Origin of the sequence: Streptomyces sp. 150FB (genome assembly GCF_000818195.1) — a bacterium.
Classification (GTDB): domain Bacteria; phylum Actinomycetota; class Actinomycetes; order Streptomycetales; family Streptomycetaceae; genus Streptomyces.
The window spans coordinates 5,199,973-5,217,940 of record NZ_JTHL01000001.1 but is presented as its reverse complement, the minus strand read 5'-3'; the positions used below and the strand labels follow the sequence as shown (position 1 = coordinate 5,217,940).

Genomic DNA, 17,968 nt, shown 5'->3' with positions numbered 1-17,968 from the left:
AGCAAACATACAAGCGACCGTACAGGCGTACGGGACGCTGGTCCTAGGACCAGCGCCGGTCCACCGGCCGATGCGGGCCCGGGGTGGCCGGGGCTAGCGTCGGAGTTGTGCCTCAGACAAGTGCCTCTCCCCAGCCACCCGGTTCATCCCGCGCCGCGACCGTCCCCCATTCTGTGGGGGTGAGCAACGACGAGTTCCGCGCCGCCCTGTCCCGGCTGGCCTCGGGTGTGGTGCTGGTGACAGCGCGCGAAGCACCACTGAGCGCCGAAGGACCGCGCGGCGAGGACGCCGGCATGACGGCGACGGCCTTCATGTCCGTCTCCCTCGATCCTCCCCTGGTACTGGTGAGTGTCCGCAACGGCTCACGCATGGACGATCTCCTCCTCGAACAGCCGCTGTGGGCGGTCTCGCTGCTCTCGGAGTCGGACGACCACCGGCAGATCGCGGGCCGGTTCTCGATGAAGGGCCGGATCAGCGACCGGCTGCTCTTCGCCGACGTCGCCTACCGGCGCGGCGAGGTGAGCGGTGCGCCGCTGGTCGAGGGCGCGCTCGCGGTACTCGAATGCCGTACGGAGCAGCGCGTCGAGGCGGGCGACCACACGCTGGTGATCGGCAGGGTGCTGACCGCCGGGGTGGCGGGCGGCGAGGGCCGGCCGCTGACGCATTTCCGGGGCCGCTACCGGCAGTTGGGGCAGGGCTGATGGGCGCCCGGAGTCACGGGAGTCGGGGGCGCGGCGAGGGCGACGGCCGCGGCGACGGGCGCGGGAGGGGACGCGATGCCGGCTGACGCCGCCGCGCACATACGTATCGCCCGACCGTCACGCGACCTCGCGGCGGCGGAACGTTTCTGGGTCTCGGGCCTCGGCCTGGACGTCCTGTACCGGCACACGGCGGACGGGTCGTCGCCGAGAGCGTCCGGCGACCATTCGCTGCTCATGGCGGGCTGGCGGAACGCCGCCTGGCATCTGGAACTGGTCCACGATCCCGCCGCACCCACGGAGCCCCGGCCGACCCCCGAGGACCTGTTGGTGGTCTACCTGGGCGAGGCCGTACCCGACCCGCTGGTGGAACGCCTGGAACAGCACGGCGGCACGCGGGTGCCCGCGCACAACCCGTACTGGGACACCTGGGGTGTGACGCTGCGGGACCCGGACGGGTATCTGCTGGTCCTGTCGACGCGGGACTGGTCCAACACCTGAACCGGGGCCCGGGATCGCGAGGTTCCAGCTTCGGTCCACTCACCTCTCCGCAGCACCCCTACACCCACGAACTGCTGGCCACGGCACGAGAGTCCGCGCTCACCGAGGGCACGTCACCGGATCCGCGCCGACCTCCTGTGCGACGCCCAGAGGCTCGGAGAATCCTCAGTCGACGCAGAACTCGTTGCCCTCGATGTCCAGCATCGGGATGCACGATTCGTTCTCCCCGTCGGCGTACAGCGTCTGTACGTGGGTCGCACCGAGCGCGACCAGTCGTGCGCACTCGGCTTCGAGCGTGGCGAGTCGCTCGTCCCCCACAAGCCCGGTGCCGACCCGGACGTCGAGATGCACCCGATTCTTGACGGTCCTGCCTTCGGGGACACGCTGGAAGTACAGGCGCGGGCCCACGCCGGAGGGATCACTACAGGCGAACCATGATCCCTGCTTCTCAGGAGGCAGGGTCTGGTTGAAATCGTCCCAGGTGGTGAACCCCTCCGGCGGCGGCGGTATGACATACCCCAGCACTTCACACCAGAAGCGAGCGACGCGCTCGGGTTCTGCGCAGTCAAAGGTGACTTGGAACTTCTTGATCGCCGACACCGGCGCACCGTACCGCGTGCCAGAAGGACCCTGCCTCCCATTTTCCGGGAGGGTCCGCCCGTAACTTTTAGCCCCAGCCCCGCCCCGAGCGCCCACGCTTCGTGTCGCCGCGCTGCTTCTTCTCCCGCAGCCTGCGCTCATTGATGCCGCGCGGAATCTTCGACTTGCGGCGCGGACGCGGCGGCGGCGCGGTGGCCTCGGCCAGCAGGGCGGCCAGCCGTACGGCGGCGGTCTCGCGGTTGCGCCACTGTGAGCGGTGCTCCGACGCGCGTACGGTGATCACACCGCCGACGAGCCGGCCCTCCAGCCGCTCCAGCGCGCGTTCCTTCCACACCGGGGGCAGCGCCTCGGTCCTCGCGAGGTCGAAGCGGAGTTCCGCCTGCGAGTCACTGGTGTTGACGTGCTGGCCACCGGGCCCCGACGAACGCGAGAAACGCCACATCAGCTCGGCCTCCGGCAGGGAGACCGAGCCTCGGATGACATACGGGGACCCGGACATAGCTCCATGGTCGCGTGCCGACGCCGTTCCCGTCACCCGTATTTCCCGCGGGTTTCCCTCGGCCGCCGTCCGAATCCGGGGGCGGCCGCGCGAACGGTCCCCCTTACCGTGTCGGGATGATCTCTGTGCGGGTGATGACGGAAGCCGACATCGCGGCCGTATCGGCGATCCGGGTGGCCGGGTGGCGGGCCGCGTACGCCGGTGTCGTACCGCGGTCGTACCTGGACGCCATGACGGTCGAGACGGACGCCGAGCAGCACCGGCGGCGGTACACACGATCGCCCGGGGGCGTGATCGACCTGGTGGCCGTCGACGACCGTTCGGACGTCGTGGGATGGGCTTGCCTCGGCCCCTCCCGGGGTACGGAGGCGAGCCCGGCCACGGGTGAGCTCTACGCCCTCTACGTCAGCCCCGCCCTCATCGGGACAGGCATCGGCCGGGCGCTGCTCGACGCCGTGCACACCCACGCCGCCGCCGGTGGCCTCAGCGCCGTGCTGCTGTGGGTGATCAAGGACAACCCCCGGGCCCGTCGCTTCTACGAGGTGGCCGGCTACGCCGCCGACGGCGCCACTGAGGCCGACGACTACGACGGCGTGCCCGTGTACGAAGTCCGCTACCGCCGCGCGGTGCGTGAGTGAGGGGCTCGGCCGCGACTGCGGCCGCGACTGCGCCAACTGCCGCGTCGGGACCCTTCTTGGCAAAGAAAGCAAAGGCCGCTGGAACCTCTCGGTCCCCTGCCCGCGTTATGTCGGGTGACGGTAACTTCGGGACGACCCGAAGCCCGCACACGACAACGAAACCGAAAGGGACATCCCATGGCTGTAAGCCTGTCCAAGGGCGGCAACATCTCGCTCACCAAGGAAGCGCCGGGCCTCACCGCCGTCACGGTCGGCCTCGGCTGGGACGTCCGCAGCACCACCGGTACCGACTTCGACCTCGACGCGTCGGCCATCGCGGTGAACCAGACCGGCAAGGTCTACTCCGACGGTCACTTCGTCTTCTTCAACAACAAGTCGACGCCGGACCAGACCATCGTCCACACGGGTGACAACCGCACGGGTGAAGGCGCCGGCGACGACGAGGCCATCAACGTCAACCTGGCGGGCCTGCCCGCCGACGTGGACAAGATCGTCTTCCCGGTCTCGATCTACGACGCCGAGACCCGCAGCCAGAACTTCGGCCAGGTGCGCAACGCGTACATCCGCATCGTCAACCAGGCCGGCGGCGCCGAGATCGCGCGCTACGACCTGAGCGAGGACGCCGCCACCGAGACCGCCATGGTCTTCGGCGAGCTGTACCGCAACGGCGCGGAGTGGAAGTTCCGCGCCGTGGGCCAGGGCTACGCCTCGGGTCTCGTCGGCATCGCGACGGACTTCGGCGTCAACCTCTGACGGACGCCAACCTGTACGGGAGCCCCCGGCCACGCGGCCGGGGGCTCCCGTACGCCCAGGCCCGTTTACTCGCCTACTCCGCCCTTCAACTGAGGGCAACGGCCGCGTGGAGGGCCACGCCGGTGGCCATGGCGGCCTCGTCGAGCAGCATGTGGGCGGAGTGGTTGGGGGCGGGGTGGGGGATTCCCGGGGGTGCGGCTCCGAGAAATGCCATCGCGCCCGGTACTTCCTGGAGTACGCAGGCCCAGTCCTCGGCTCCCATGATCGGGGTGGCCATGCGCGTCACCCTCGCGGGTCCGACGAGGCGGGTGGCCGCGTTCAGGACGTGGTCGGCTGCCGCGTCATCGTTGACGGTGGCCGGGTATCCCACCGACTGGGCTCGGACCCGCGCGTCACACAGATGGGCGGCGGCGACGTGTGCGGCCACACGGTGCAGCCCGTCGATGGCCAGCTCCCGGGATCTTTCGGTGACCGCGCGGATGGTGATCCGCAGATGGGCGGTCCGCGGGATCACGTTGGACGTGGTGCCGGCCTGGATGCTGCCGACGGTGACCACCGCGGGGTCGAAGGCCGGTATGCGGCGCGTCACCATGGACTGGAGGGCGGTGACGAGTTCGCAGGCGACCGTGATCGGGTCGACGGCGTCGTGAGGCATGGAGGCGTGGCCGCCACTGCCGGTGATGACGACGTCGAAGGCGTCGCTGGAGGCCAGCATGGTTCCGGTCTTGGCGGTCACGACCCCGGAGGGGACCAACTGCGTGACGTGCAGGGCAAATGCTCGGTCGATGCTGCCGTAGCGGTCCACAAGGCCTTCGTCGAGCATGGCCCGCGCGCCGCCGGCACCTTCCTCGCCGGGCTGGAACATGAAGATCACGCGCCCGGCGAGTTCGCGGCGGCGGCGAGCCAGCAGGCGGGCGGCACCCACCAGCATGGCCGTGTGCGCATCGTGTCCGCAGGCATGCATCACCCCTTCTGTGCGGGACGCGTAGTCGAGTCCCGTCTCCTCGGTTATCGGGAGGGCATCCATGTCGGCACGCAGCAGCGTGGTCGGCCCGGTCCGGTCACCGTCGAGGACGGCGATGACGGAGCTGATGGACTGTCCGGTGAAGACGTTCAGATCCAGCCCGTCGAGGGCGCTGAGCACCGCGTGCTGGGTTCTGGGCAGATGAAGACCCACTTCCGGGCAGGCGTGCAGTTGTCGGCGCAGGCTCACCACGTCGTGCATCAGCGCGTCCGCTTCGGCCAGGAGTTCTTCGCCGGCGGGTACTGCGACAGCAGAGTCGGTCATTCGCTTACTCCTTGTGCCAGGTGTGGCCTGTCCGGGCAGGGGTGCGGGGTTCAGTTCCCCGGGTCGCCCGGTTCCCTCAGTCCGGTGGAGACCGCGAACGCGATGAGTGGAATCAGGGCGAGCACCATGAAGACTCCGCGGGGCCCGTGGTCGCCGGCGATGGTGCCGAGGACCGGCATGAAGAGACCTCCGGCGCTGACGGCCAGCCCGAAGGTGACTCCGGCAGCGGTGCCCGGCCGGTTCGGCAGATAGTCCTGTCCCAGTTTCACCAGGACCGCGAACGGCAGGCTGGCGGCGGCGCCCACGAGAAAGACCAGGGGCAGGGCGCCGTACGGGTTCTCGCACAGGAGCAGGGCGAGCAGAGCGGGCAGCAGCGCCACGTTGCCCAACTGGACGGTACGCACGGATCCGACACGGTCGCCGATGCGGCCTCCCACGAGTGTGCCGAGTACGCCGCCGGCGAGGGCGGCGGCGAGTGCTGTGCCTCCCAGTGCGCTGGAGGATCCGAGATGCCTGATCCAGTACAGCGAAACGAACGTGCTGACGCCAAGAGAGACAACGGAGCGCATGACTTCGACGCAGGTCAGCACCATGAAGGGCCTCCACCGGTCGACGCCACGCCGTTGGGGAGAGGCCGCGGGCCGAGTGAAGGCCGTGCGTTGTTGACCGCGGTGAAGGATCACGCCCAGGAGCACCGCGGGCGGAATGAACAACGCTGTTGCCCCAACGCCGAGTTCATCGAGAAGTGGAGTGGCCAGTGCCGGCGCGATGAAGGTGCCTACGCTGCCGCCGGCAGCGAAGTAGCTCATGGCTGTGGCGCTGCCCCCGGCGGCCACCCGGGCGTCGCGTCCGGCCGGTGGATGGAACATCGCCACACCGAGACCCGAGACCAGCAGCAGCGTGAACACCAGCCCGTAGGACGAGGCCAGTCCCGCCAGGCCGGCGCCGATGCCGGCGAGACTCACGCCGAGCGGTGCCATCCATGCCACCCGGCGACGATCGGCAAGCGCGCCGAAGACGAACTGAGGCAGCGCGCTGCCCAGCGTCGCCGCCATGACCAGGCCTGATGCGTCGATATAGCTGAGGTGGCGCTCCAGGACGAAGTAGGGCACCGCGGCAGGGATCAGGCCCTGGTAGAAGTCGTCGACAGCATGGGCACTCGCCCACATCCTCATGCGCGGCCATGGCATGTCCTCCCGGACGGCACCGACGTGCGGGAGGGTGGCGGAAACCTTTCTCGCGGATCTCATGGCCTCACGATGACGTCCCCACGAGGCTGCACGCTTCCGATATTCTGCCTATCAATGTCGCAGATCAGCCACCAGTCCCAAGCGCCCACGCAGACCGAACTGCACGCGGGCGGCGAGGTCATCGACCGTCACCGCCATGACGAGCACCAGTTGATCCATGTCAGTGCGGGAGTCCTGGCGGTCCAGACGGAGCAGGGGTACTGGGTCGCCTCCCCCGATCGCGCGCTGTGGATTCCCGCCGGAACGTGGCACGAACACCGGGTCTACGGCAGGAGTTCGGTCCACACGGTCGGTTTCCCTGTCAGCGCGGCTCCCCTGCCCTCCGGCTCTCCGACCGTCGTCGCGGCCGGCGGGCTGCTGCGCGAGCTCATCGTCGCCTGCACCGAGGCCGACCTCGATGCGGCCGAGGCTCAGCGGATCCGAGCAGTGATCCTCGACCGACTGCCGCAGGCGGGCGTACGACCTCTCGCGCTGCCGGTCGCGGGTGACCCGCGTCTGGCTGAGGCCTGTGATCTGGTGACCGGCGACCTGCGTCAGCCCAGAGCGCTGACCTGGCTGGCCCATGCGGTGGGGGCCAGTCCCCGGACTCTCGCCAGGCTCTTCCGTACGGAATTCGGCATGACGTACCCGCAGTGGCGCACCAACGCCCGCGTGTTCAAGGCGATGATCCACCTTGCCGAAGACGCGACCGTAACCGAAACGGCCCACCACTGCGGATGGGCCACACCCAGCGCGTTCATCGACACGTTCGCACGCACCATGGGCCAGACTCCCGGCGCGTATCAGGCAGCCGTAACTCAGGACGAACCCTAACCACCAGGGAACGCCCGGAGGGGGGCCGTGGGCTGCGAGGGGTTCGTGGCGATGGTGCCGGACCGGGCGTTCGGGCGCCGTGACACCATCAGGCCCGTGCTTGACATCGGCTACTCACTCTCCCGTCGCTTCCCCGACCCCCCGCAGACCGACTACCGCCGCGCGGACATCCAGGCGCTGCGGCACGACCTCTTCTGCGGGGACGTCTATCTGGCGGACACCAAGGAGGACCGTGAGGTGTCCACAGCCTGGGGATGGGTGCCGGTGCTGGACTTCGCGTGGGCGCTCTGCGACATCGTCGAGCAGGTCGACCGCGATCCGCGTGGCAGCCGCGCTTCCAAGTCCCAGTACGCCGAGCTGGACTTCACCGAATCCGCCGACCGGATGCTCTTCACGCGGCGCTTCGGCTGGGTGGATGTCGAGGCCGACTGGATGCCGGGCGACGAGCCTCCGCTGACCTTCAGCCACCGGCTGCTACGGCGCGAGGCGCGGGACTTCCTGCACGATCTGATCGCGGATCTCGGCGATATGCACGAGGGGCTCAATGACAACCCGATCGTGTGGGATCTCCAGTCCCGCTTCCCGAGGATCTGAGGGCACATCTCGCCGTACGTCTCTGACCTGCGACGATGCGAGCCGTTTCAGGCTCGTCACAGTGCCATCACATACTCCCCTCATCGATTTGGGAATCAGCAGGAGTACATCCCGGCCAGTCGGGCACACGAGATCTTGCCAGGACACACCTGGAACCGGGCAACCGGTTCCTCCCCCCACTCAAGGTCGTGTCCGTGGAGCACCGCGAAGGCCCCGACCCATCCCCCCATGGTCGGGGCCTTCGAAAATCCCGGCCCGCGCGGCCCGCCCAGCGGCCCCCCGAGCGGCCCCCGCGCGCCCCGCTATCCCAGCGTGTCCTCGACGCGTACCCCTATCTGTGCCGCGAACGACGGTGCGAGCGCCAGCAGTTGGGCCGAGCTGATCACCGCTCCCGCCAGCCGCTCCACACCCCTCGCGATGTCCAGCTCGGCGACCGTCCGCAGATCGACGTCCTTCATCCGCACGGCGCTGAAGTCGACCCGTCCGAGCACACAGTCCAGGAACTCGACCCGCTCCAGCGACGCGCCGCCGAAGTCCGGTTCGGACAGGACGACACCCTCGAACACGACGTCCTTCAGCTTCGCCTGACGCAGATTCAGATAATCGATCTTCCCGCCGCGGATCAGTACCCGCTCCAGCACCGCCCCCTGCAACTGCGTTCCGCCCAGCCGCGCGTCCAGGATCTCCACATCGCGCAGCGACGCCCCGCCCAGGTCAGTCCCGACCCCCCGGACGCCGCTGAGCCGGCAGTCGATGAAGCGCGCGGCACCGAGGTCGGTCTCGTCCAGCGCGCAGTCGTGCAGCGCGCAGTCGATGAACCGCGCGCCAGGGCCCTCCTGTCCTGCCAGGTCGAGGTCCCTGAACTCCAGGCCGTCGTAGTCGCCGTCGGGGTCGAGCCCACCCTCGTACGGACTCAGCGGCGGCAGCCGCACCTCGGGCCGCCGTGCCGCCGGCACCTTGACCGCTCCCGTCCTGGCCGAACTCCCCTTCCCCAGAGTCCCCTTCCCCGACCCCTTCCCCGACCCGTTCCTCGAACCGTCACTCCCCGACATCTCGCCCGCGCCGTTCTTCGTCGTCCTTCGTGCCATGCCCCCATCGTCGCTCACCGCGCTGACAACACGCCCCGATGTCACGGATCACCACTCCTTCGCTGTCCCTTGAGTGAAAGTGGGCCAAGAGACGCGCCCATGTACGAGAACGGAGTCGCGACGTGAGCAGCACCGCACAGCACATCACCGTCGTCGGAGGCGGCTTCGCCGGGCTCACCGCGGCGATCACCGCCGCCGAGGCCGGCGCCCGGGTGACCCTCCACGAGGCCCACCACGCCCTCGGCGGCCGGGCCCGTACGACCGAAGGCCCCTACCGGGCCAACGAAGGACCGCACGTCCTCTACCGCAAAGGCCCCCACTGGGCATGGCTGCGGCAGCGCGGACTGCTCGGGCCGCTGGCGAAGCTGCCGCCGCTCGAAGCCGCCCGCTTCCGCTTCCACCAGGGCGGCGCCCTACGCAGGACCCCGCCCGTCGGACTGCTCCTGCTCGCCCGCCGCAGGACCGAACAGGCCCCGGTGGACGCCGACTTCCGCACCTGGGCCACGGATCTCGCGGGCGCCGCCACCGCACGCGCCGCCGCGCACTTCGCCGCCGTCGCGCTCTACCACCACGACCCGGGGTCGCTGTCCGCCGCCTTCGTACAGGAGCGGCTGCGGCGCTCCTCGGCCCTGCCGCCGGAGGCCACGTACTCGCTCGGCGGCTGGGGAAAGCTCATCGAGCGGATGGCCGCGCACGCGCGGACCCTGGGCGTACGGATCGAGACGGGCGCCCGGATCACCGCCGTGCCTGAGGACACACCCGTCGTCGTCGCGACCTCCTTGGACGCCGCGCGGAGCCTCATCAAGGACGAGGGCCTGCGCTGGGACAGCGGCCGTACGGCGCTGCTCGACCTGGCCCTGCGGACGGGTACGGGCGGGCGCGAGCCGTTCGTCATCTCCGACCTGGACGCGCCGGGCTGGCTCGAACGGTTCACCGCGCCGGACCCCTCCCTCGCCCCCGTGGACGAGCAGCTTCTCCAGGGTCAGTTCCCGATCGCCCCCGGCGCTTCCAAGGCCGACGGCATCGCCCACGCCGAACGGCTGCTCGACCTGGGCTTCCCGGGCTGGCGCGAGCGCACCGTCTGGCGACGCGAATCCCTCGCGGTCGGCCGTACGGGTGCCGTCGACCCGCCCGGCACCACCTGGCGCGACCGGCCCGCCATCGACCGGGGGCGCGACCACGGGCTGTATCTCGCGGGGGATCAGGTCGCGGCGCCCGGCGTGCTCTCGGAGGTGTCCTTCAACAGCGGGATCGAAGCGGCGACCCTGGCGGTACGGCGCAGCCGCGCGGCCTGACCCGTACGCGCGCGCCACCGCCTGATCCGTACGCGCACCCCCGCCGACGCTTGACCTCAAGCACGCTTGAGATACGAGGCTGGTGGCCCGCCCCGGCCCGCCCGGGCCACCCAACAACTCACGGAGCCCGCATGCACGCCGTCCGCCTCCACTCGTTCGGCCCCGCCGAGAACCTCACGTACGAGGAGACCGAGGCCCCCGTCCCCGGCCCGGGCCAGGTCCGTATCGCCGTCGCCGCCGCCGGCGTGCACCTCCTCGACACGGTCCTGCGCGAGGGCAGGGCGGGCCCGTACCCCGACCGGGTCGAGCTACCCACGATCCCCGGCCGCGAGGTCGCGGGCACCGTCGAGTCGCTGGGCCCGGGAACCGACGGCGGCTGGGCCGGCAGGCGTGTCGTCGCCCACCTCGGCATGGTCCCCGGCGGTTACGCCGAACTCGCCGTCACCGACGCCGCCCGCCTCCACGCGATCCCGGCCGGGCTCGACGAGGCCGCGGCGGTCGCCATGATCGGCACGGGCCGTACGACGATGGGCATCCTCCAGTTCGCGGACCTCGGGCCGCACGACATCGCCCTCGTACCGGCGGCGGCCGGCGGCATCGGCACCCTCCTCGTGCAGTACGCGAAGAACGCGGGCGCCACCGTCATCGGCCTGGCGGGCGGCGCGGCGAAGGTCGCCCGTACCGCCGAGAACGGCGCCGATCTCGCCCTCGACTACACCCGGCCCGACTGGGCGGTGCGGGTCCGCCGCTACCTGCGCGACAAGGCGGACGGACGCGGCGCCACCGTCCTCTTCGACTCGGTGGGCGGGGCGACCGCGCTGGCCGCCGTCGACCTCCTCGGCGCGGGCGGAAAGCACCTGGTCTTCGGCTGGTCGAGCCAGGGGCTCCACGACGGCGAACCGCTGACCTTCAGCGACGCCGAACTGGCGCGGCGCGCCATCACCTCGATGTCCGTCCTCGGCCCCGCGATGATCGAGAAGGCGGGCGGCGACCTGCGCGTACTGGAAGCACGCGCCCTGGGCGAGGCCGCGGCCGGCCGCCTGCGCCCCGCGGTGCGGCGCTTCCCGCTCGCCGACGCGGCGGGGGCGCACCGGGCGCTGGAGACGCGGGCGACGATGGGCAAGGTCGTTCTCGAACCCTGACCGGCGGCGCGCGAAGGCCGAACAGGGAAGGCGAAATCATAGGTTTCATGGTCTTCTGGGGCAGATACCCGAAAGGTGCGACCCACGTACGAGCCCCGAGATCGACGGCGAGGGACATCTCGATGAGCGACCCGGAGATGCCCGGATCGGGCGCGGCACAGCCCGGACCCGAGCCCGGCACGTCCAACACACCCGGCACACCCGGCACTCCGGACCCGCCCGGCACACCCAGCACACCCAGCACACCCGGACCCGGCACACCCGGCACTCCGGGAACGCCCGGACCCGGCGGCCCCGACAAAGGCACGCCCGTCACCCTCCCCGACCCGCACCGCTGGTGGGCCCTCGCCGTCATCGCCACCGCCCAGCTCATGGTCGTGCTCGACGCCACCATCGTGAACATCGCGCTGCCCTCGGCCCAGCGCGACCTGGGCCTCACCAACGGCAACCGCCAGTGGGTGATCACCGCGTACACGCTCGCCTTCGGCGGGCTCCTGCTGCTCGGCGGCCGTATCGCCGACCTCGTTGGCCGTAAACGCACCTTCATCGTCGGACTCATCGGCTTCGCCGCGGCCTCCGCGATCGGCGGCGCGTCCATCGGGCCCGAGATGCTGTTCTTGGCGCGTGCCCTCCAGGGCGTCTTCGCCGCGCTTCTCGCGCCGTCCGCGCTGTCCCTGCTCACCACGACCTTCACCAGCGGGCCCGAACGCGCGAAAGCCTTCGGCATCTTCAGCGCCATCGCGGGCGGCGGCTCGGGGATCGGGCTGCTGCTCGGCGGCGTACTCACCGAGTACCTGAGCTGGCGCTGGTGCCTGTACGTCAACGTCCCGATCGCCGCGATCGCCGTCGCCGGCGCCCTCACGCTCCTCAGCGACCGCGCCGGAACCAAGGGCGCGCACCTCGACATCCCGGGTGTGGTGCTCGGCTGCGGCGGCCTCGTCGCGCTCGTCTACGGATTCAGCCAGGCCGAGGCCGACTCCTGGACCTCCCCGCTGGTCCTCGCCTGCCTGGCCGGGGCCATCGCGCTCCTCGCGGCGTTCACCTGGTGGCAGACACGTTCCCGCCAGCCGCTGCTGCCGCTGCACATCATCAGCGACCGCAGCAGGGGCGGCTGCGTCCTCATCATGGGGCTGACGACGATCGCGCTGTTCGGCGCGTTTCTGTTCATGACGTTCTTCCTTCAGAACATCCTCGGCTACTCGCCGCTGATGACCGGCGTGGCGTTCCTGCCGATCACCGGGGGGATCATCATCGGTTCCACCCAGATCTCCGCCAGGCTGCTGCCGCACGTCACGCCCCGGACGCTGCTCGTCCCGGGGCTGCTGCTGGGCGCGGGCGGGATGTACTCGCTGACCTTCCTGGACGTGCACTCCAGCTACTGGGCGCACATCTTCCCCGGCAACCTGCTCCTCGGCCTCGGTCTCGGCCTCACCTTCATGCCGGCGATCTCCACGGCCACCACCGGCGTCTCCCCGCAGGACGCGGGCGTCACGTCGGCGACCGTCAACACGGCGCAGCAGGTCGGTGGATCCATCGGTACGGCGCTGCTCAACACCATCGCCGCCACGAGCACGAGCACCTACATCGCGAGCCACCTGGGGGACCTGCTCCGCAAGAGCGGGGGCCGTATCACCAGGGCGCAGCGGACCGCCCTTGAGAACGTCGGGACCGTGCACGGCTTCACCCTGGCGATCTCCTGGGCCGCCGTCATCCTGCTGGCGGGCGCGGTCATCGCCCTGCTCATGGTCAACGCCCGCTCGCCCAACAGCCAAGAGGCCGCGGCGGCGGCAGCGGCGGGCTGACAAGGCGACGGGCCCCGGGGCGACGGGGCGACGGGGCGACGGGGCGACGGGGCGACGGGGCGACGGGCTTACGAGGCCTTCTGAAAGAAGTCCGCCAGCAGCGTGTTGAACGGCGCACCCGTTTCCGGTACCTGATGACCAGCACCGGGACACGTAACCCGTTCGGCTCCGGTTCGGTCAGCGATGACGTCCCCGATAACCTCGAACGGCCGACTGTGCGCACCGGTGACCACCAGGATGGGAAAGCTCGACTCCCGCAGGCGCTCCAGAGGTGGTTCAGCCTCGTCCGCCGGCCGACCGCCCATGAGCTGTCGAGCCCCTTTCACCAGGGTCGGAGGCAGCGGAGAGGGCAGCTCCTGAGAAACGCCGATGAGCTTGAAGAGCCGCGGCAGCACGGTTTCGGCGGGCTCGTCCGACAGTGTGAGTGCCCGGAGTCGCGCACCCAGTTCGTCGATTTCAGGGTCACCCTTGGCCACCGCCGTCGCCGGCGGCTCGACCACCACCAGTGACCGCACGTTCTCGGGCCTGCGTGCCGCCGCGTGCATCGCCACGATGGCTCCGTAGGAGTGACCGACCAGGTGCACCGGCCGGTCGAGCAGTTGGTCGGCGACGAGCACCGACTCCGTTTCGAAGTCCTGCCTGGCGGGGCCCGACTTCCCGTGCCCCGGCCGGTCGGGGGCGACAAGGGTCCAGCGCTCGGTCAGCGGCCGTTGGGCGCGCCAGCACTCACGTCCACCGAGCACGACGCCATGCACCAGCACGACTTCGGGGCCCGACCCCCAGGAGTGAACAAACAGCGGTGAAATCGACATGCGCGAATCTCCTGACTCCGACAACACGGGCGTTACTTGCGCATCGAAGCGCCGTAGCGGCGCAGTTCGCCGCCGCCCTAGCATCGCCCCCATGACGATGCCGATGGAAGCACGGAGACCTCCTGCCCGGCCCCTCTCCCAGCCGCCACCGGGGCGTTCCCCGAGCGGGCCCGCCCCGGACAAGAATCCACCCTTCCCTCCAAAGCCTCCGGGACCTCGCTGACCATGCGCGTCACACACATCGACTGGGGTCAACTCCCCGGTCCGGCCCGCGCCGCGGTGGAGAGCCGGGTGGGGGCCGCGTACGAGACGGCCGAGATGACCACGGGGGAAAGCTCCGGCATCGCCACGCTGCTCCTCCTCCCGGACGGCGCGAAGATCTTCGTCAAGGGGCTGCCCGTCGAGCACGAACGGGCCGAGGAGTTGAAGAAGGAAGCGAAGGTCAACCCCTACTTGCCCGATTACGCCCCCAAGCTGCTGTGGCATCTGGAGGCGGGCGGCTGGCGGCTGCTGGGCTTCGAGGGCGTCACCGCCACTCCGTGGGCGGATTTCACACCCGACGGCAACCACCTGGAGCCGGTCGCCACGGTACTGCGGGATCTCAGTACCCGCCCGGCACCGGACGTCGGGCTGATGACGGCCTGGGACAGGTGGGGGCCCTACTGCGACCCCGAGGCCGAACCCCTGTTGACCGGCCGGTGCCTCCTGCACACCGACCCCGCGGCGACGAACTTCCTTGTTGGCGAACGGACATGGCTCGCCGACTGGGCGTGGGCGGCACGGGGACCGGGATGGATCGACGCGGCCCTGTGGGGATTCCGGCTCGTCCTGGACGGAAAGCAGACCCCGGAGCAGGCAGAAGAGTGGACCTCGACCGTCCCCGCTTTCGCCGACGCGCCCCGTGAGGGAGTGCGGGTGCTCACAGAGGCGGAGGCACGGTCCTGGGAGGACTGGAAGGAGTACGGCGTAGCGGGGATCGAACCAATCGTCGAAGCCGCCCGCCAGTGGGCCGACTTCTGGAGCTGAGGCCGGGATGATGAGCGGGACGGACCCCAAGTGACCGTGGAGACAGAGCAGTTGGACCGCCCCGGCCGGGAAGAGCTGGGGCGCGTCCTTCTGGAGACGCGCTCCATGACGCCGGACTGGGCCCCCGCCTTCGCGGCCGTGGACCGGGCCCTGTTCCTTCCGGATCTGATGTGGCCCTTCAGCATGGAGCGACAGGCGAGTGCCCCCGTGGACAGGGCGCAGGACCCGGACGGTTGGTACGCGGCGGCCGACAGCGACGATCCCGTCGTCACCCAGTGGGACGACGGCCGGCACACCGGGCGTGAGCCGGGGCGGGTGGCCACCAGTTCCTCCTCCGCGCCCTCCGTCGTGTACTCGTTGTTCCAGGACCTGGCCGTGGACGACGACATGCGCGTACTGGACGTGGGCACCGGCACCGGCGAAACCGCCGGTGCGCTGACCCACCGCTGTGGCGGGCGGAGTGTGACCACCGTCGAGGTGGACCCCGCCGTGTCCGTACGGGCCCGCGAACGGCTGTACGCGGCCGGGCTCGACCCGGAGGTGATCGTGGGCGACGGGCGCGAGGGGTACGCGTCCAACGCACCGTACGACCGCGTCCTCGCCACGGTCGGGCTCCGGGAGATCCCTGGAGCCTGGATCACGCAGACCCGCCCCGGCGGCCTGATCGTGGCGCCCTGGGGCACGCACTTCAGCAACGCCGATGCCGTGGCCCGGCTGAGGGTCGAGGGTGGGCAGGCGTCCGGGCACTTCACCCGGCCCGTGGAGTTCATGAAGCTCCGCGCCCAGCGCCTTCCCGCGCGGGATCACGGCGACTACGTCGCGACGGACGGGTTCGAGCGCGCCGACACCTCCACCACGGCCGTCACCGAGGCTGATTTCGTCAGGGGCAGGTACACCGCGCTCCCCTTCGCGCTGGGGCTTCGCGTACGGGACTGCGTCCAGGCCGTCGCCGACAAGCGCGACGGCGCGCGGCCCGTGTGGTTCTACGGGCTCGGTGACCGCTCCTGGGCCTGCGTGATGTTCCGGGAGGATCATCCGGAGGCGCGCGTGTGGCAGGCGGGGCCCCGTCGGCTGTGGGACGACGTGGAGGCGGCGTACCGCTGGTGGGTCTCCCACGACAGGCCCGACCACACCCGCTTCGGCCTGACCGTCACCGCCGAGGGACAGCGGGCCTGGCTGGACGATCCGGCCGGCTCCTGGGCGGTCTGAAGTGCCGGGCCGTACTGCCCGCCGGGGCTATTCGGCCTTGCCCAGTGTGCCCAGCGCGTCGTCCGTCAGCCGGTACACCGTCCAGCCGTCCTGCGGCAGCGCGCCGAGCGAACGGTAGAAGGCGATGGACGGCTCGTTCCAGTCCAGTACCGACCACTCCAGCCGCTCGTAGCCGCGCTCCACGCAGATCCGCGCCAGCTCCGTGAGCAGTGCCGTGCCATGGCCGCCGCCCCGGCGGTCGGGGCGTACGTACAGGTCCTCCAGGTAGATGCCGTGGACGCCGCGCCAGGTCGAAAAGTTGAGGAACCAGAGCGCGAAGCCGACCGGCTCCCCGTCCTCGGCCTCGGCGATGTGCGCGAAGGCGGCGGGACGCTCGCCGAACAGCGCCTCGTGGAGCTGCTCCTCGCTCGCGCGTGCCTCGTGGAGCGCCTTCTCGTATTCGGCGAGTTCGCGCACCATCGCGTGGATGGCAGGAACGTCGGCGGGGGTCGCGGTACGAATCATGACCGTAGTGTCCCTGATCCCCCTCACCGCTCCGGAAGGGGACTGCTCGCGGGGCACCGCCTCACTCGGTGACGAACTGTCCTGCCCTTACGCCCGCCACGAACGAGGCGAACGCAGCGAAGAGCCCCGCCGCTCCGAGGGGGAGGGATGGCGGGGCTCAGGGATGCGCGTACACGGAGCGCCACGTCAGAGGGCGACGAACTCGCCTGTCTTGACGTTCTCCACGAAGGTGGAGAACGCGGTGGTGGAGAGGCCCAGGACGGGGCCGCTCGGGTTCTTGGAGTCACGGACGGGGACCACGCCGCGCGAGGCGGCGAAGTTGGCAGCGACCTCGACGCATGCGCCGCCGTTGTTGCTGTACGAGGAGGTGAACCAGCGGGGGGACTCGGTCGTCACGGGGTGCCCTTTCGTAGCTGCTTGATCATGGCCACGGATGCTGCTTGGGACAGCGCTTCGGCCTGTAGTTGATGGTAGGCCGTCAGCATGGGCAGCACGAACTTGTTGTCCCGTTCCAGGTGGCCCCGTTGCGCAGACTCGGCGTATGACATGAGCTGCCGGTCCGGAAGCGTCAGAATGTATAGCGGCAGGTCGAACGGACGGCGCTCTCCCATGGTGAACTCCGCGATCTGGAGCACGGTGTTCGGCCGCTCGGCGAACTCAATCAAGCGCGCGAACTGGGCGTCCATTACGGCAGGGGAGCCGACGGTCCGACGGAGGCAGCTCTCGTCCAGCACCGCCAGTACCAGCGGTACGTGCGTCCGGACAAGCGCCGCTTGCCGCTCAGCAGTGACCGCCACCCGCTCACTTGCCTGATCGGGCGTGATCGCTCCTCGCTTGACTGCGCTCTCGGCGAGCACCGTTGCGTACTCCGGCGTCTGAAGCAGACCGGGGATGACGCCCACCTCGTACACCCGGATCTCCGCCGCCCGGCCCTCATGGCCGACGTACTCAGGGAACCCCTCCAACAGGCTGCCGTGCCGGACCTCGCGCCACTGGCGTTCGAATGTGTCAGTGGTGTCGCTGGTCCCGAAGGCAACATCGACCCTGCGTGAAAAGCGAAGGGTCGGCAGCTTGCGACCAGTTTCTACGGCCGAAATATGCGTGCTGGAATATTCCGTTTTCTGGGCCAGCTCTTCCTGATTCCATCCGCGAGCCTCCCGCGCCTTGCGCACACGTGCCCCGAAGGCGGCCTGAGGGCTGCTGTCCGGGTTCAACTCCTTGATGTTCACCGGCCTGTCACCGACTTTCCGTTCCCGAATCACAGGTTGAAGCGATAGTCACTCTAGGCCAATCTCAATGCTCCCGGTAACGGTATCGCTACTGAGAGGAGCGGACTGTGCCCTCCAACCCCACGCGCCCCAACACCCCGCACCCCAAGCCCAGCCCCGACGCAGACGACTTGGCCGCACTCCTGAAAGCCGGCGGCCACTGGGCCCTCGCCCCCCATTGGGTCCCG

At 70.1% G+C, this 17,968-nt stretch carries 20 protein-coding genes; 11 read left to right on the top strand and 9 right to left on the bottom strand.

Translation table 11 applies throughout. From position 1 onward, the window contains the following. Window positions 1–107: 107 nt before the first annotated feature. Window positions 108–701, top strand: a complete 594-nt coding sequence (locus QR77_RS22380; RefSeq protein ID WP_236710775.1) for a flavin reductase family protein — start codon at window positions 108–110, stop codon at window positions 699–701. A gap of 75 nt (window positions 702–776) precedes the next feature. Next, entirely contained in the window at window positions 777–1,199 is a 423-nt protein-coding gene (locus QR77_RS22375) for a VOC family protein (protein ID WP_040023891.1), read from the top strand. A gap of 165 nt (window positions 1,200–1,364) precedes the next feature. Here QR77_RS22375 and QR77_RS22370 read toward each other — a convergent pair whose 3' ends face one another. Next, a complete protein-coding gene (locus tag QR77_RS22370; protein ID WP_040023890.1) occupies window positions 1,365–1,799 on the bottom strand; it encodes a VOC family protein in 435 nt (144 codons plus the stop codon). A gap of 67 nt (window positions 1,800–1,866) precedes the next feature. Then, on the bottom strand, window positions 1,867–2,298 hold the full coding sequence (arfB, locus tag QR77_RS22365) for an alternative ribosome rescue aminoacyl-tRNA hydrolase ArfB (protein WP_040023889.1): 432 nt from the start codon (window positions 2,296–2,298) through the stop codon (window positions 1,867–1,869). A gap of 116 nt (window positions 2,299–2,414) precedes the next feature. Between arfB and QR77_RS22360 the strand changes: the two genes are divergently transcribed. Both QR77_RS22360 and QR77_RS22355 read left to right on the top strand, forming a co-directional pair. Then, on the top strand, window positions 2,415–2,936 hold the full coding sequence (locus QR77_RS22360; protein WP_040023887.1) for a GNAT family N-acetyltransferase: 522 nt from the start codon (window positions 2,415–2,417) through the stop codon (window positions 2,934–2,936). Between the two features lie 177 nt (window positions 2,937–3,113). Then, window positions 3,114–3,689 carry a TerD family protein gene (locus QR77_RS22355; RefSeq protein WP_040023885.1) on the top strand — a complete coding sequence of 192 codons (576 nt, stop codon included), beginning with the start codon at window positions 3,114–3,116 and terminating at the stop codon, window positions 3,687–3,689. Between the two features lie 85 nt (window positions 3,690–3,774). Here the strand turns inward: QR77_RS22355 and QR77_RS22350 are convergent, their stop codons facing one another. Together QR77_RS22350 and QR77_RS22345 are read right to left on the bottom strand one after the other, a co-directional pair. Beyond that, window positions 3,775–4,977, bottom strand: a complete 1,203-nt coding sequence (locus QR77_RS22350) for a M20 family metallopeptidase (protein WP_040023883.1) — start codon at window positions 4,975–4,977, stop codon at window positions 3,775–3,777. A 50-nt stretch (window positions 4,978–5,027) separates the two neighbouring features. Then, a complete protein-coding gene (locus QR77_RS22345) occupies window positions 5,028–6,227 on the bottom strand; it encodes an MFS transporter (RefSeq protein WP_347359789.1) in 1,200 nt (399 codons plus the stop codon). Between the two features lie 54 nt (window positions 6,228–6,281). Between QR77_RS22345 and QR77_RS22340 the strand changes: the two genes are divergently transcribed. Continuing rightward, entirely contained in the window at window positions 6,282–7,040 is a 759-nt protein-coding gene (locus QR77_RS22340; protein ID WP_040023879.1) for a helix-turn-helix transcriptional regulator, read from the top strand. Between the two features lie 96 nt (window positions 7,041–7,136). Next, the gene (locus tag QR77_RS22335) at window positions 7,137–7,634 is read left to right on the top strand and encodes a hypothetical protein (RefSeq protein ID WP_040028457.1); all 498 of its coding nucleotides are present in this window, start codon (window positions 7,137–7,139) and stop codon (window positions 7,632–7,634) included. Between the two features lie 302 nt (window positions 7,635–7,936). Here the strand turns inward: QR77_RS22335 and QR77_RS22330 are convergent, their stop codons facing one another. Then, window positions 7,937–8,590 carry a pentapeptide repeat-containing protein gene (locus tag QR77_RS22330; RefSeq protein WP_040023875.1) on the bottom strand — a complete coding sequence of 218 codons (654 nt, stop codon included), beginning with the start codon at window positions 8,588–8,590 and terminating at the stop codon, window positions 7,937–7,939. A 254-nt stretch (window positions 8,591–8,844) separates the two neighbouring features. Here QR77_RS22330 and QR77_RS22325 point away from each other — a divergent pair, with 254 nt between their 5' ends. The 3 genes from QR77_RS22325 to QR77_RS22315 all read left to right on the top strand — a co-directional run bounded on the left by QR77_RS22325 (window position 8,845) and on the right by QR77_RS22315 (window position 12,961). Further along, window positions 8,845–10,017: an FAD-dependent oxidoreductase gene (locus tag QR77_RS22325; protein ID WP_173476338.1), complete on the top strand. Its 1,173-nt coding sequence runs from the start codon at window positions 8,845–8,847 to the stop codon at window positions 10,015–10,017. Between the two features lie 131 nt (window positions 10,018–10,148). After that, window positions 10,149–11,159: a zinc-binding dehydrogenase gene (locus QR77_RS22320; RefSeq protein WP_040023874.1), complete on the top strand. Its 1,011-nt coding sequence runs from the start codon at window positions 10,149–10,151 to the stop codon at window positions 11,157–11,159. A 371-nt stretch (window positions 11,160–11,530) separates the two neighbouring features. Continuing rightward, window positions 11,531–12,961, top strand: coding sequence for an MFS transporter (locus QR77_RS22315; protein WP_040028452.1), 1,431 nt, complete (start codon window positions 11,531–11,533; stop codon window positions 12,959–12,961). Between the two features lie 68 nt (window positions 12,962–13,029). Here the strand turns inward: QR77_RS22315 and QR77_RS22310 are convergent, their stop codons facing one another. Further along, a complete protein-coding gene (locus QR77_RS22310; protein ID WP_173476337.1) occupies window positions 13,030–13,866 on the bottom strand; it encodes an alpha/beta hydrolase in 837 nt (278 codons plus the stop codon). A 132-nt stretch (window positions 13,867–13,998) separates the two neighbouring features. Here QR77_RS22310 and QR77_RS22305 point away from each other — a divergent pair, with 132 nt between their 5' ends. Both QR77_RS22305 and QR77_RS22300 read left to right on the top strand, forming a co-directional pair. Beyond that, a complete protein-coding gene (locus QR77_RS22305) occupies window positions 13,999–14,799 on the top strand; it encodes a hypothetical protein (protein ID WP_040023872.1) in 801 nt (266 codons plus the stop codon). A 30-nt stretch (window positions 14,800–14,829) separates the two neighbouring features. Then, window positions 14,830–16,008, top strand: coding sequence for a methyltransferase domain-containing protein (locus QR77_RS22300; RefSeq protein WP_040023871.1), 1,179 nt, complete (start codon window positions 14,830–14,832; stop codon window positions 16,006–16,008). 27 nt (window positions 16,009–16,035) lie between these two features. Here QR77_RS22300 and QR77_RS22295 read toward each other — a convergent pair whose 3' ends face one another. The 3 genes from QR77_RS22295 to QR77_RS22285 form a co-directional block, all read right to left on the bottom strand. Then, window positions 16,036–16,512 carry a GNAT family N-acetyltransferase gene (locus tag QR77_RS22295; protein WP_040023870.1) on the bottom strand — a complete coding sequence of 159 codons (477 nt, stop codon included), beginning with the start codon at window positions 16,510–16,512 and terminating at the stop codon, window positions 16,036–16,038. A gap of 186 nt (window positions 16,513–16,698) precedes the next feature. Continuing rightward, window positions 16,699–16,908, bottom strand: coding sequence for a DUF397 domain-containing protein (locus tag QR77_RS22290; protein ID WP_040023868.1), 210 nt, complete (start codon window positions 16,906–16,908; stop codon window positions 16,699–16,701). Next, entirely contained in the window at window positions 16,905–17,741 is an 837-nt protein-coding gene (locus QR77_RS22285) for a helix-turn-helix transcriptional regulator (RefSeq protein WP_040023866.1), read from the bottom strand. Before QR77_RS22285 ends, QR77_RS22290 begins: the two co-directional genes overlap by 4 nt. Window positions 17,742–17,968: the final 227 nt, after the last annotated feature.